Below are 14,488 nucleotides of genomic sequence, written 5' to 3'. Positions count from 1 at the left end.
TTTCAATGCCGGTTTGTTGAACAATTGCGGGTTTTGTGGTGAAGATCACTCGATTTTTTTGTGTGGAAAAGTTGGACAAAGGTCGAGGTCAGCGGGGTGGAGTTATGAGTTTTGTCTTAATATCTGGACTTTTATGGCTTTCAGTGGGGTTAAGGACTTCTTTTCGTCGGTTCATTGCGATTGAATAGGGGTCTGTCAGTTTTGGGGTCCGTGTTCAGGAACTCTCCAGGCTGCTTCGAATATCTCCCTAGACGTTGAAGGACTATGACGTTGCATAACGCAAACCTGAAAAAGCGCATCATGACCGCAATGGTCACTGGTGTTATGGCTACGGGCGCGGTCGTATCCGCTCCGCTCGCAGAGGCCGCAAACGAGAACACTTCCAGCCAGCAGATCGTCGGTGCTTACGAGAAGCTCAGCGGCGCAGACCTGGCTCGCTACGACCAGATGTTGAAGCAGGCCCCGAAGGACGACCAGTCCATCGACCTGCTGCCGTCCAGCGCTGGCCCGGGCTGGTGCATCGACTGGGGTCTCGGTAACCCGTGGGATACCGGCAACTACCAGGTCCGCAAGCTCACCGGTGCTTCCGGTCGCGTCGGCAACGGCGATGCCATTAGCGAGGATGTCCGTATCGCGGCCATCAACGTGGTCAAGGAACTGCAGAAGGACTACAAGGCCTACGCAAACGGCGATCAGTCCAAGGCTGGCGCCATTTTGACCAAGAACGGCATTCTGCGCGCGCTGCTGTCCAACCAGCTGGGTTACCTGAACCAGGCTCGCGAGGATGTCGTCAACGGCAAGGTGAGCCAGTCCGCGTTTGAGAACCTGACCGGTTTCCGCATTCTGCACCATCAGGCACCGAAGGGTCAGCCGAGCTACTACCTGTCCAAGCTCCCCCGCCACGACGAGATTGCAAAGACTGTGAAGCCGGGCGAGTACGTCACCGTCCTGGTGCCGCTCGAGTACGACTACAACATCGTGCCGCGTAAGTCCTTCCAGCGTCTGATCCCGGTCCCGCAGCCGGGTCTGGATCCGAACCCGCCGAAGACCCCGCCGAGCATCGTGGAGACGATCCCCACCACGCCTGAGGTGACCACCACGGTGACCCGCCCGCAGGAGGTCACCACCACGAAGACTCTGCCGAACACGACCTACACCACGACGCGGACCAAGCCGGCCACCACCGTGACCGAGCGCTCCACGCTGCCGACGGCGTACACCACCGTCAGCACCCGTGAGGTACCAGGCAAGGTTGTCACTACGACCGTCACCCCGGAGCCGCACGTCACCACCGTCAACGAGACCGACTCCAACCCGCCGAAGGTTGTCACCAAGACTGTAACCCCGGAGCCGCACGTCACCACCGTGACTGAGCCGGGCAACTCTGAGGTTGTCACCGAAACTGTCACCGACACCCCGGTTGTCACCACCAAGCCGGGCGAGGTTGTCACCGAGACCGTCACCACGCAGCCGGTCACCACCGTCACCTCCACCAACCCGGCAGTGACTGAGACGGTCACGAGCACCGTGAAGCAGCCGGAGACCACCGTGACCACCACGGTCACCGACGTGGAGAAGTACTTCGTTGAGAAGTACTACGAGCGCGTGAAGGAAGTTTCGGAGTACTACTACTTCGCTGGCTTCACCTACGGCGAGAAGTCCAAGGTCATTGAGCTGCCGGAGAAGATCGGCAACAAGTGGACCTTTGAGATCATCAAGGGCTCCGACATCGTCATCGTCGAGCGTTCCGAGGACGGCAAGCTCGTCATTACCCCGCGCGAAGACTTCGAGGGCGAGGGCGAGGTCGAAATCCTCATCACCGATGAGCAGGGCAACCAGCACATCTACCGCATCAAGGTCACCGACACCGTTGCGGTCAAGGATTCCCTGAACGTCAATGTGAACAACTACTTCTACACCCTGAACGCCGGTAGCGAGGACCGCGTCACCACCATCCCGTGGAAGCCGGGCGAGGAGATCGACTGGGGCCTGGGCTACGACGAGAACGGCAAGCTCATCAAGCCGAAGCACGGTGAGGTTGATGTTCTCGAGGACGAGGAAAAGGGCACCCTCACCGTCAAGGCTGGCGAGGACTACACCGGCCCCGTCATCGTGCGTATCACCGAGGACAGTGGCGAGGTTCGCGAGAACATCGTGACCGTGGAGAACAAAACCTCCAAGTTCGATGTCACCCGCGAGATCCTGAACACCTCCACCGCGAAGATCGAGTACCGCGGTGGCGACTACAAGATCCTGGGCGACGGCGACAAGAAGGTCACCATCGAGCGTGACGGCGACGTCTGGGTTGTTACCCCAAAGGAGAATGCAACTGGCGACGTTGAGATCGTCTTCACTGACGAGAACGGCTTCGAGTACAAGTACACCCTGAAGCTGATCGAGGATAAGAACGCTGGCCCGACTATTTACAACCGCGAGCTGGAGTACAAGTCCGAGAAGCCGGAAACCCTTGAGATCGAGTACGTCAAGGACTACACCGCAGAAATCGTCGCGGGCGATGACGTGGCGAAGCTCGAGAAGAAGGGTGACAAGTGGATCGTCACCCCGACCAATGAGAAGGGTGGCCAGGTCACCGTCCACGTCAAGGACGAGAACGGCCGTCTTGCAGCTGTCTGGATCATCGACGTTTCTAAGCGTGAGGTCGAGGAGCTGGAGAACCAGGAGATCGAGCGTACGGTCAGGGACCGTGCGACCGTTGAGATCACCCGTGGCTCCAAGGAGTTCAACTGGCTGGTCGTCGAAGAGGGCGGCGAGTATCTCACCGAGGGTACTGACGGCTCGAAGCTCGGCGACAAGGATAATCTCAAGCTGAAGTTCAAGCCGGTTCCGGAAGGCGAGACCCGCACCGTGAAGGTTGTGGAGTACGTCAAGGGCAAGGTCGACCAGACTGACGCCGATGGCAACCCGCTCTTGGACGAAAATGGCAAAAAGCTGCCGCAGGTCGAAGGCGATCTGCCGATCAAGACCTACACCTACACCGTCGAGCCGTCCCCGGTCCGCGAGATGAACTACACCATCACCGCGGACAACGAGCTGAAGCTCTACGGCACCAAGTTCCAGGTTGCCGAGGGCAAGGACCTGCTGGCTGAGCAGCCGGCGAAGGACGCTTCCGAGATCAAGGTGACCCCGAAGCGCGACGCCAAGGGCACCCTTGTCATCGAGAACGTCTCCGAGGACGGCTACGTCTTCGAGCGCTACACCTTCGAGATCACCCCGGGCCGCAGCGCTGAGGTGACCCCGGAGAACACCACCATGGGCTGGAACGCCGAGGCGACCATCGCGTCTGAGGACGGCGAGAAGGTTGAGGTCCTCAAGGGCGAGGAGTTCGTGGACGTCAAGCGCGACGGCGACAAGCTCATCGTCACCGGCAAGGAGAAGGCTGGCAAGGCTCTGATCCAGGTCAGCGACAAGCGTGGCGCGTACGCGCAGTACGAGATCACCCTGGTCGAGCCGAAGCGCAGCGGTCTGTACACCTACAAGATCTCCACCTCCACTGAGTTCCAGGCGACCCTGGTCAACGAGGAGAACAGCTTCCGTGTGGTCAAGGGCGCTGACGCGTTCGAGGCTCCGGAGGAGAGGAACGGCCAGTGGGTCCTGCGTCCGAAGGCTGACAAGGTTGGCGAGACCGGCATTGTCGCCGAGTTCAACAAGAACGGCCAGGAGATCAACCGCTACAAGCTGGAGATCGTCGAGTCCAAGACCACCGGCGCACGTCAGCAGACCGACTTCCTCATCGAGGGCGACGCCAAGGAGCTGAAGAAGCTGGACGAGGGCAACAAGGTTGTCGTCGTCAGCGGCAACGACCTAGTTGACCTCAAGGACAACGGCGGCTCCGTCGAGCTGACCGCGAAGAAGGGCTCCGCCAACAAGGTGGTCCGCGTCGAGGAGCGCAACTCCAACGGCGACCTGGTCCGCGTCGTCGACTACGGCATCTACCCGGAGGGCACCCGCACCGCCGAGGGCAATGTGATCAGCGAGAACCACGACCTGCCGGTCGTGATTGACACCAGCATCAAGAACAACTCCCCGGTCAACGTCACCTTCCCGGACAACGTGAACGACATCATCTTTACCAAGGGCAAGGAGTACTTCGAAGAGGTCAAGAAGACCGACGAGGGCGTCACCCTGGTCCCGCGCAAGGATCTGAAGCCGGGCACCTACAAGGCGACCTACCTCCTGGTCGGCCCGGATGGACAGTCCTACGGCGAGCGCGAGATCGAGATCAACGTCAACGTTGAGAACAACACCCGCACCGAGCAGAAGGGCTCCTCTGGCGAGCTCGACGGCAAGTGCATCGCCGGCATCGTGGGCCTGACCGCTCCGCTGCTGCTGGCTATCCCGCTGGGCATCCTGTCCCAGGTCCAGATCCCGGGCCTGGAGGGTGTCTCCGCGCAGATCAACGGCGCTATCCAGGATGCGAACAACCGCATCCAGCAGGGCCTGGGCATCTACAACGAGGATCGTGCGCAGCGCGCAGCTGGCATCCAGGGCGCGTTCTCCATCGAGAATCCGGAGCAGCTCGGCATGGCAGCTGGCGCCCTGGGCGCTATCTCCCTGGGTCTGCTGGCAGTCGACGGCGTCATGCGCGCCTGCGGTGCGGAGGAGTACACCTCCTCCTACATGATCGGCAAGGCCACCGGCAGCGAGACGCTGATGAACGGCTCCTCCGGCAAGTCGGACAACAAGTCCACCGACAAGGCTGAGGGCGAGGCTGAAGGCTCCTCCGACAAGGAGAAGTAAGCCCCCGAAGAGCTAATGCCCACCAGGTCCACCCTGGTGGGCATTTCTCTTGCCTACTTCCCGGCAACCCCCTCGACCACCTCGCCGAGCCAGCCCAGCGCGTAGTCGTAGCCGGTGCGCCCCTCCACCGAGTACCCGCCGGGGATGTCGGTGTAGCCCAGCTTGTAGTACGACATGTGCCGCGGCCCGAAGTCGCCCGCCAACTTCGCGGATGCCACCAGGTTGGCGTTGGCGGGGTGGTCGTAGGCGGCGCGCAGCCCCGCGGCATCCACTGCCTGAGCACTCAGCTTTGCGACGAGCTCCCGCACCACCACCTGCCTCCCCTCCGTACCCGTGGGCGTGCGGGGAACCACGCCGAAGCGTTCCAACCACCAGTACATCTGCTCCGCAGCCTGGATCGCGCGGAACACCTCGAGCATGGCGTCGAACCAGGCGGCGGCTGGCGAGTCACCAAGCGCGCCGCGCAGCCCATTCAATCCCTGGAGCATCCACTGCCAGGTCACGCCCTCCTTCGCCAGCTCCGGCGCCGCAGCCGCGAGAGCGATGGCGGCTTGCTGCTCTACAGGCGTGGGGCTCGCGGCACTCGCGTGGCGCCCGGCGGCGGAGAGGATCAGGTGGAGTTCGTAGAGGATTTGGGGGGCCACGGTGGCGTCGAGAAGCGAAAGCCCCGATTCTTTGACTGCCTCGCGCGGGGGCATGCCGCTAGCCCGCAGCTGCTGGAAGCGCGCCACGTGCATACCGGTGAAGGCGTTGAAGGGGCCGAGCAACACGTCGCGCGCGGCCACGTCCGCGACCGCGCGCAGAACGGAATCCGGGTCCGTCGCGCACGCCATGTCAGCGCCGTTGCACAGGGAGAGCACCTTGCCCTCAAGTCCGTTAAAGCTGGAGCGGCGGATGCCGGCCAGGCCGACGCGGGTGGGGTCCAGGGCGGTGCCGCCGGTCTGCACCGTCTCAAAGTTCGCGCCGAGCACGCCCTTCGGTGCGGCCGCGTAGAGGCGCGACGTGCGCGCGGGTTCGGCGGGCTCGCGCACGGGGGCGCGGGCGGGGTCGGCGAACAGCAGCACCGCGGCGATGTCGTCAGCGCCCACCCCGCGCACGCGCCCGGCAGTGGCCTCCGCGGCGGCGTCGCCGATCAGGTGCGCGCCTTGGGAGTAGCCGATGAGGATGAAGCGGGTGCCGGGGCAGTGCCGGGCCACCGTCTCCATCTCCAGGGTGGCGACGTCGCGGCCGTAGCGCACGGACTCGCCGTAGGTGGCGGCCTCCGTGCCCTCCAGGCCGTTGCCGGCGCTGCCCAGCGCGCTGAACCTGCCCAGCGAGGCCGGATACTTCACGGTGTAGGTGGACACGGTGCGGGCGCCGAAGCGGCGCTGGAGGTCGTCGGCGGGGGAGGACGCGTCGTCGAAAAGCGTCTCGCGCGCGGACGGATCCCAGGAATGCGAAAACCCCGTGCCAGCCGCCTGGATGACGTGCACGGGGTGGCAGCGCAGCCTCACCGCCTCCGCCTTCGGCGCGGCCACCGCCGCCGGGATCAGCGCGGCGGCGAGCGTGAGGGCGAGGGCGCGCTTCACGGCTACTTACGCGGCAGGGCAGCCAGCGCGAGGCCGATGCCCACGAGCCAGGAGTCCTTCGCAATGGCAAGGCCTGCGCTGGACGGGCGGATGCCGTCGTCCTCGGTGTACTGGTCGCCGCCGAAGTACATGGTGAGCAGGCCAGCGCCGAACGCGGTCAAGCCCAGGCCGGCGAGGCGGTTCGGGATCAGCGGGCACAGAAGCGCCGCACCCAGGGCGGTTTCGGCGGAGGCGAGGCCGGTGGCGAACGTCTCGGCGTCGACCTGGCCGAGCTGCGGGATGCCGTCGGTGGCCATGTCGCGCAGGCCCTCGGCGCCTTCCTTGTCCACCTGGAACTTGCCCAGGCCGGAGTTCAGGATCAGGGCGCCGGTGGGGATGCGCAGCGCCGCAGACGGCAGACGCAGGTTGATCTTGTCCTTGTTGGATTTCTTGAAAAACATGGGCGGGGTCCTTCGATCTATCGGGGAAATGTTGTGCCCCGCCCATGGTAGGGCTAAACCGTCAGCTCGGGGTGGAGATCCTTCATCCGCCAGATGCGGCGGACGTACAGTGCCGCGCACGAGATGGCCACAGACATCGCGCCGACGAACAGCAGCACGGTCACGGCGGTCCACATGCGCGGGTCGTACGACGGGGTGCCAAACAGCGCGTAACGCACCAAATCCACCGAGTAGCGCATCGGGTCCCAGCTGTGCACCCACTGGATGAACTCGGGCTGCACCTCCGGCGGGTACAAGCCGTTCGACGCCACCAGCTGCAGCGACATCAGCGCCATCGTGGCCAGACGCCCGGGCGCGGGGCCGAGCGCGGTGTTCAGCGCCATGATCGCGGTGACGAACACCCAAGACACCAGCACTAGCACCCCGAACAGAGCCAGCGGGTGCACCGGCTCGACGTCCAGGATGAACGTCTGCATCACCCACAGGGCGACGGACTGGGCAAAGCCGATGATGAACGACGGGATCATCGTGTACAGCAGCACACGCAGCGGGTTAGTGCCCGAATCGATCGCGCGGCGGCTAAACGGCGGCATGATCATGTACATAATCAGCACGCCGAACCACAGCGACAGCGACAGGAAGAACGGGCTTAAGCCCTTGCCGAAGAAGGTCACGCCGTCGCCGACGTTCTCGGTGTGCACCGGGTCCGAGGCTGCGTCAATGGCCTTGTCCAGGCGCTCGCCCTCCCAGCTCGGGGCCTGCTTGGCGCCGTCGGACAGGCTCATGGAGAGCTCGCCGGTGCCGTCGGAAAGCTTGACCAGGCCGTCGTTGAGGTCGCCCAGGCCCACCACCAGCTGGTTCGAGCCGGCGGCCAGGCGCGAGGTGGCGTCCGTGGCGGTGTTCGCCGCCACGACCAGCTTGCCCGTGCCGTCCTTCAGCGTGGTCACGCCGGCGACCAGGGTGCCGGAGCCCTCCTGCAGGCGCTTCAGGCCGTCGGCCAGCGTCTTCGCGCCCTCGACGGCGGTGTCCACGCCGCCGCGGTACTTCGCGTTCGGGTCCGACAGCTGGTTCGCCAGCTCGTGCGCGCCGGCCTGCAGCTGCATCAGCTGACCCACCAGGTTGTTCTCGGTAACCGCCTGGAGCGGGCCGGCGTTGATCTGCAGCTGCACGCCGCGCGCCTGGTCCGCCAGCTCCTTGCTGCCCGGGATGGGGGAGCGGTCCAGGTCCGCGATCACGTTGTTCAGGTTCGCGTTGATGTCGTCCAACGCGGCCTGCAGTTCGTTGATCTTGCCCGCGAAGCCGGCGATCTTGTCCACGCCGCCGGCGATCTGCGTGGCGCCGTCGCCAAGCTGCTGCGTACCCGCCTGCAGCTGATTCAGGCCGTTGGAGAGCCTATCGGCGCCGCCCGAGGCGGTGGTGATGCCGTCGTTGAGCTGGATCGCGCCGTCCTGCAGGCGCGCCACGCCGCCGTCGAGCTTGTTCACCGCGTCCGGCATCTGCTGCACCTTGTCGTTGAGCTGCTGGATGCCGTCGTTGAGCTTCGTGCCGCCCTCGTTGAGCTTCTCCGAGCCGTCGTGGGCCGAGTTCGCGCCCTCGTTCAACTGCTCGGCGCCGTCGGCAGCCTTATGCACGCCGTCCGAGAGCGTGTTGATGCCCACAAACAGCTGCTCAACCACCTTGCCGCCCACGGAATTGGACACGGCGGAACCGATCGCCTCCGCGGCCTTCTCGCCCAGCATGGTGGGGATGAAGCCGTTGGTCTCGTTCAGCGTGATGTTGATCTTCGCTGAGTGCGGGTCGTCCTCCTTCACGCTGGTCACAGCCTTGGAGAAGTCCGTGGGGATCTCCAAGCCCAGGTAGTACTTGCCGCTGGCGATGCCCTCCTTGGCTTCCTCGGCGCTGACCACCTGGAAGTCCAAGGGGTGCTGCTCCAGCAGCTCGTCCACAACCTGCTGGCCGTTCTCGCCCTCGTCCGAGTTCACCAACGCGACGGGCAGCTTGTACAGGTTGCCCAGTGGGTCCCAGTACGCCCAGGGGAACAGGCCGCCGAACAGCAGCGGCAGCAGGCAAATCGCCGTGATGGCAAGCGGCGGAAGCGTGCCGTGCGCGAACTTGCGAAAGTCGGATCCAATGTGCAGGCCGCTCATAGCCCCTCCTCATTCACTGTGTTCACCATGACGGGCAGGTGTACCGCGACACCGCGCAGATCATCCAGCAGCTTGCGGCGGATGTCCATCTTGCGCACCTGGTCCACATCGTCCACGATCAGCAGCTTCGCGTTCGGGCGCGAGATCAGCGCCAGCAGCACGCGCAGGCGGAACCGGTCCGTCGGGCCGATGTCGCCGACGTGCGCCATCATGTCGAGGTCTTCCAGCTGCAGCGGCTCCAGCCACTTTTCCACGCTGTCGTGGGACTTGATCGCTTCGGCCTTGTGCGGGGTGATAGCGAAGAAGCTCTGCGACCACGCGATCTGCTCCCGCACCACGTCGCGGATGCGCACGAGGCGGTCCAGCTTGTCAATCTCGGTCACGCCTGCGAGCGCGACCTGCTTGAAGCGCTGGCGCGTCTTGGTCCCCTCCCCGTCGAGGAGGATCGTGCCGGAGTGCGGGTTGTAGCGCCCTGCCAGCGCGAGGCTGAGCAGGGTCGAATCGGACTCTCGCCGCGTGTTCAGCAGGGTCAACCCCCGACCGATGTCGAAGTTTTCCGGGGTGTCGCCCTTGCGGAGCACGAGGTCTTGCGTGCTGAGAATGGGGGTCATGCGGTCCCTTAACCGTAGGGTGGACTATCATTTAACTCGTGATATGGTGCTCCCAAAAATAGTCACTGTCAAACCCAAAAAGGGGGCTGGTCAATAATGCGCGCAGACGCCCGCGCGAAACGCGACCAGATTGTCACCGCTGCGCTGGCCCAGATCGGTACCCGCCCGAACTCCGAGATCACCCTCGAAGGCATCGCGGCGGACGCCGGCGTGGGCATCGCTACCCTCTACCGTCACTTTCCCACCCGCGCCGCGCTCTACGACGCATGCGCGATCGTCTTCCTCGAACGCATCGAAACACTCCTCGACGACGCCCTCGACGGCTTCGAGGACAACCCCGTCGAGCACTTCGAATCCTTCGTGTGGGCCCTCGTCGAATCGGGCGTGGGCATCCTCGCCGCGGCGCTGGCCGCCGACAGCTCCGACGGCGGGCTAGGGGAGCGCCGCGACGCGTTTATGAGCAAAGTGCAATTGCTTATCGACGCCGCCGCCCCCCACGGCATCGTCGCCCCGGGCGAGTCGCCCATGCAGCTGGCAACCGAGCTCGTCGTGGCGACGCGGCCGCTCGCCGCCCCGCTCGCCGACATTCTCCCGGACGTGCGCGACCGCCTGGTGCGCCACCTCATGGCGGGCTGGCGCACCACGGCGTGATTTAATCCTCGCGCAGCTCGTGGCGACCTGCGTTCTTGTCCTCCGCAGAGTGCTGGGGGTTGGTGGCCTTGCGCTGGTCGTCCGCCAGGGTGTCCAGGGTGGTCAGGCCCTCCCCGCCGAGGTCCTGGGAGCCGGTGGCGTCGGTAAGCAGCTGCTCCTCGCCCGGCTCATTCGGGAACACGCCGCCCTCGACGCCCTCCTCACGACGGGTGCGATCCCGGTCGTCCTCCGTACGCGTCGAGTACACGATGGTGGAGGAGCCGCGCGTATCCGTCTCCGTGCGCGTCGGCGCCGGGCGGTACGTCTTCTCCGGCTCATCCTCGCTCGCGAGCTTGTCCTTGAGGAAGAACTCCCAGGCAGCCCACGCGCCACCCGCGAGCGCCGCTGTGCCCAGCGTCGCGCCGACGACCTTGCCAAACCCGCCCTTCTTCTTTTTCTTCGCGTTCTTCGCGTGCTTCTCCAGGAACTCCTGGCGCTCCTTGCGGCTTGGGGCGGCGTCCGCGAACTGCTTGCGACGGCGGTCCAGACGGTCGTGCGCGTCGCGGGTGATCTCCCCGGCCTGTGCGCGGGCGGCGCCGTACAGCTCCTCCAGCTCGTCGATGTCGAACTTGTCGTGGATATCGTCCAGCTTGCCGTCCTTCAGGTTGTCCAGCAGGGACTGGTAGATGTCGCGCTCGCGCTTGTCGTTCTGGTCGCGCAGGTACTTCCACGCCTGGTTGGCAAAAGCGGCGGCGAAGCCGATGTTCTTGAGGTTCATGGGTGTCTCCTTGTGTTGCGTTTGAAAGTTTCGGGTGGTTACGCGGCCCAGGGTAGCGAAATCCGCGGGGCTCGCCGTTTTCCGCCGCCGCGCCACCCACACGCGTACCAAGCGTTACGCAAAAGTGAACAGCTTGGTCCATTTTGCGCGATTAACATTCACGCAGAAAAACCGCGTGCCCAGCGCAAACATTGCGCAAAACCGGCAACGCATTGTGGCGGTTACGTGGCGTCAATAAGTTTCAAGGCACCGTTTAACCACGGTGCAACGAAACACATCAATCCAGCCGAGAAAGGTCCTGCCATGTTCGAAGCCTCTCCTTCGACCAGGCTTTCCGCCTCGGCACCGCTGGACCGCGAGGGCGCGCCGCTGATCCGCCGCCCCCGCCCGAAACGCCAGCGCACCGCCTTAAGCTTCGAGATCATCCCGCCGCGCCCCACGGACGACGCGGAGAAGATCGAGCAGCTCATCGCGGGCCTGGCCGAGTACAAGCCGGACTACGTCTCCGTGACCAGCTCGCGCCGCAGCGAGTGGCTGGAGGGCACCGCCGCTGTGATCTCCCGCATCGCGGAGACCACCGACCTGCGTCCCATCGCGCATCTCGCCTGCACTGCGGGCACGCGCGATGAGATGGCGGAGTGGGTGCGGGTGCTTATCGACGCCGGCGTCCGCGGGTTCCTCGCCCTGCGCGGGGACCTGCCGGAAGACGGCCTGCCAGCGGACCACCTCCAGTACGCCACGGATCTGCTCAACCTGATCCAGGACGTGCAGGAGGAAGAGGCGTTCCGCCTCGCCGCCGGCAAGCTCGCGCTTTCCGTGGCCTGCTACCCCAAGGGCCACGCGGAGTCGCGCAACTTCGACCACGACCTGGACGTGCTGCTAGCCAAGCAGCGCCTGGGCGCGGATTTCGCCATCACCCAGCTGTTCTTCGAGGCCCAGGACTTCCTGGAGTTCGTCGAGGTGGCGCGGCTGGCGGGTGTGCGCATCCCGCTCATCCCCGGCATCATGCCCATGACCTCGCTCAAAAGGGTCCGACGCATGGGGGAGTTGTCGGGGCTGGAGGTGCCGGCAGGCGTCGAGAAGCAATTGCTCGAGGCAGACGACGAGTACGAGGCCGGCATGCAGCTCACCGCCAACCTGGCGCGCGAGATCCTGGATGCCGGCGCGGGCGGGCTCCACGTGTACACGCACAACAACCTGGACGTCACGCGGGACTTTCTGGACCGCATCGGAATAGATAAAGGACAACAATGACCACCTTCCCCAAGGCCACCATCGAGGGCTACCCCCGCATCGGCGCGAACCGCGAGCTCAAGCGCGCGCTGGAGAGCTACTGGGCGGGCCGCATCGACGTTGAGACGTTCCGCTCCACCGCACGCGCCCTGCGCGTGAACAACTACAACCACCTGCGCGACCTCGGCCTGACCGAGGATTACGCCATCCCGGCGGACGTCGCGCTCTACGACCAGGTGCTCGACACCGCCCTGACCGTGGGCCTCGTGCCGGGCGGCGTTGACCTGGACGAGGAGTTCGCGCTCGCCCGCGGCAACGACACCCGCGTGCCGCTGGAGATGACCAAGTGGTTCGACACCAACTACCACTACCTCGTGCCGGAGATCGAGGCAGGCCAGGAGATCAAGGCTGTGCCGGAGCGCATCCTGCGCATCGTGGAGGAGGCCAAAGAGGCCGGCCACAAGGTCCGCCCGTTCCTGGTCGGCCCGGTCACGCTGATCGCGCTGTCCAAGCCGGCCGAGTGGTCGCTGCTGCCGTCGCTGGTGGAGGCGTACGCCGAGGTCTTCGCCGCGCTGAAGGACGCCGGCGTGGAGTGGGTCCAGATCGCCGAGCCCGCCGTGGTGGCCGACCTGTCCACCTCGGACGCGGAGATCGCGCAGCACCTGCGTTCCGCTTGGTCTGCGCTGCTGGGCCGCGAGACCCGCCCGAACGTGTACCTGACCACCCCGTACGGCTCCGCCCGCGAGGCCCTGCCGGTCCTGGGCGAGCTGGGCGTGGAGGCGCTGCACGTGGACCTGTCCCCGTGGACGCTGGAGGCCGACGCCGGCTACCCGGAGCGCGTGCGCGCCACCGTGCCGGACTCCACCCACCTGGTGGCAGGACTCATCGACGGCCGCAACGTCTGGACCGCCAACCTGCGCGAGCGCACCGACGTGCTCAACTCCCTCGGCCGCGGCGCCGACGCCGTGTCCGTGTCCACCTCCACCTCCCTGCAGCACGTGCCGCACACCCTGAAGGCCGAGCGCAACATCCCGGTCGAGGTCGCCCCGTGGCTGGCGTTCGCCGACGAGAAGCTCGCCGAGATCCAGGCGCTTGTCGTCGGCTCGGACGAGGCCGTCGAGGCGTTCGCCCAGTCCGACCGCGCCGTGCGCACCCGCGCAGAGTCCACCACCATCCACAACTCCGCCGTCGTTGACCGCGTCGCGGCCCTGCCGGAGGGCGTCGTCAAGCGCGAGCCCGCGTTCGAAGAGCGCAACAAGGTCCAGCGTGAAGAGCTCGGCCTGCCGACGCTCCCGATCACCACGATCGGCTCCTTCCCGCAGACCAGCGAGATCCGCAAGGCGCGCGCGGACCACCGCGAGGGCACCCTCTCCGACGCCGAGTACAACGAGGCGCTGAAGGCCGAGATCAAGCAGGTCATCGAGCTGCAGGAGGAGATTGGCCTGGACGTCCTCGTCCACGGCGAGGCGGAGCGCAACGACATGGTGCAGTACTTCGCCGAGCTTCTCGACGGCTTCGTGGTCACCGAAAACGGCTGGGTCCAGTCGTACGGCTCCCGCTGCACCCGTCCGCCGATCGTGGTCGGCGACGTCTCCCGCCCGGAGGCCATGTCTGTGGAGTGGTCGGCCTACGCCCAGTCGCTTTCCGACAAGCCGGTCAAGGGCATGCTCACCGGCCCGGTGACCATCCTGGCCTGGTCGTTTAAGCGCGACGACGTGCCGCTTTCGGTCTCCGCCGACCAGATCGGCGTCGCGCTCGCCGACGAGGTCGCGGACCTGGAGAAGGCCGGCATCAAGGTCATCCAGATCGACGAGCCAGCCCTGCGCGAGCTGCTCCCGCTGCGCGCCGACGACCGCGCCGCCTACCTCGAGTGGGCCCAGCGCGCGTTCCGCCTGGTGTCGTTGAACGCGAAGCCTTCGACGCAGATCCACACGCACCTGTGCTACTCCGAGTTCGGCCAGATCATCGACGCCGTCGCAGGCCTCGACGCTGACGTCACCTCCATCGAGGCAGCCCGTTCCAAGATGGAGCTGCTCGAGGACATCGACGAGACCTTCCACTCCGAGATCGGCCCCGGCGTGTGGGACATCCACTCCCCGCGCGTGCCTTCGGCCGAGGAGATCGCCGGCCTGCTGCGCGCCGCTCTGAACCACGTGCCCACCGAGCGCCTCTGGGTCAACCCGGACTGCGGCCTGAAGACCCGCGGCTACAAGGAGGTCGAACCCTCCCTGCGCAACCTGGTCGCCGCGCGCGACGAGGTCGTCGAAGGGCTCTAGGTCCGGCTGGCGGGGCGGAGCTGACGTCGTAAAGCATTCGCCCCGCC

General features: G+C 65.5%; 9 protein-coding genes. 4 read left to right on the top strand and 5 right to left on the bottom strand.

The genetic code is table 11. The features are described 5' to 3' along the window. Positions 1-270: 270 nt before the first annotated feature. Positions 271-4,758 (top strand): hypothetical protein, encoded by a 4,488-nt coding sequence (locus MHY23_RS10770; protein WP_239307556.1) that lies wholly within the window; start codon positions 271-273, stop codon positions 4,756-4,758. A gap of 53 nt (positions 4,759-4,811) precedes the next feature. Here MHY23_RS10770 and MHY23_RS10765 read toward each other — a convergent pair whose 3' ends face one another. The 4 genes from MHY23_RS10765 to MHY23_RS10750 are packed head-to-tail and all read right to left on the bottom strand — an operon-like array spanning position 4,812 to position 9,524. Further along, on the bottom strand, positions 4,812-6,326 hold the full coding sequence (locus MHY23_RS10765) for a cutinase family protein (RefSeq protein ID WP_239307555.1): 1,515 nt from the start codon (positions 6,324-6,326) through the stop codon (positions 4,812-4,814). 2 nt (positions 6,327-6,328) lie between these two features. Next, positions 6,329-6,766, bottom strand: coding sequence for a hypothetical protein (locus MHY23_RS10760; RefSeq protein ID WP_181889424.1), 438 nt, complete (start codon positions 6,764-6,766; stop codon positions 6,329-6,331). A gap of 53 nt (positions 6,767-6,819) precedes the next feature. Continuing rightward, positions 6,820-8,913, bottom strand: a complete 2,094-nt coding sequence (locus MHY23_RS10755) for a YhgE/Pip domain-containing protein (protein WP_239307554.1) — start codon at positions 8,911-8,913, stop codon at positions 6,820-6,822. Next, positions 8,910-9,524, bottom strand: coding sequence for a hypothetical protein (locus MHY23_RS10750; protein WP_239307553.1), 615 nt, complete (start codon positions 9,522-9,524; stop codon positions 8,910-8,912). Before MHY23_RS10750 ends, MHY23_RS10755 begins: the two co-directional genes overlap by 4 nt. Before the next feature lie 96 nt (positions 9,525-9,620). On the opposite strand from MHY23_RS10750, the gene MHY23_RS10745 reads away from it, so the two are divergent. Further along, positions 9,621-10,175, top strand: coding sequence for a TetR/AcrR family transcriptional regulator (locus MHY23_RS10745; protein ID WP_239307552.1), 555 nt, complete (start codon positions 9,621-9,623; stop codon positions 10,173-10,175). A 1-nt stretch (position 10,176) separates the two neighbouring features. On the opposite strand, the gene MHY23_RS10740 is transcribed toward MHY23_RS10745, so the two are convergent. Further along, entirely contained in the window at positions 10,177-10,932 is a 756-nt protein-coding gene (locus MHY23_RS10740; protein ID WP_239307551.1) for a hypothetical protein, read from the bottom strand. Positions 10,933-11,235: 303 nt separating this feature from the next. On the opposite strand from MHY23_RS10740, the gene MHY23_RS10735 reads away from it, so the two are divergent. Together MHY23_RS10735 and metE are read left to right on the top strand one after the other, a co-directional pair. Further along, on the top strand, positions 11,236-12,186 hold the full coding sequence (locus MHY23_RS10735; protein ID WP_239307550.1) for a methylenetetrahydrofolate reductase: 951 nt from the start codon (positions 11,236-11,238) through the stop codon (positions 12,184-12,186). Next, entirely contained in the window at positions 12,183-14,441 is a 2,259-nt protein-coding gene (gene metE, locus MHY23_RS10730; protein ID WP_239307549.1) for a 5-methyltetrahydropteroyltriglutamate--homocysteine S-methyltransferase, read from the top strand. Before MHY23_RS10735 ends, metE begins: the two co-directional genes overlap by 4 nt. Positions 14,442-14,488: the final 47 nt, after the last annotated feature.

Source organism: Corynebacterium sp. ACRQP, assembly GCF_022345915.1.
Classification (GTDB): Bacteria; Actinomycetota; Actinomycetes; order Mycobacteriales; family Mycobacteriaceae; genus Corynebacterium; species Corynebacterium lehmanniae.
This window is presented reverse-complemented; position numbering and strand designations above follow the sequence as displayed.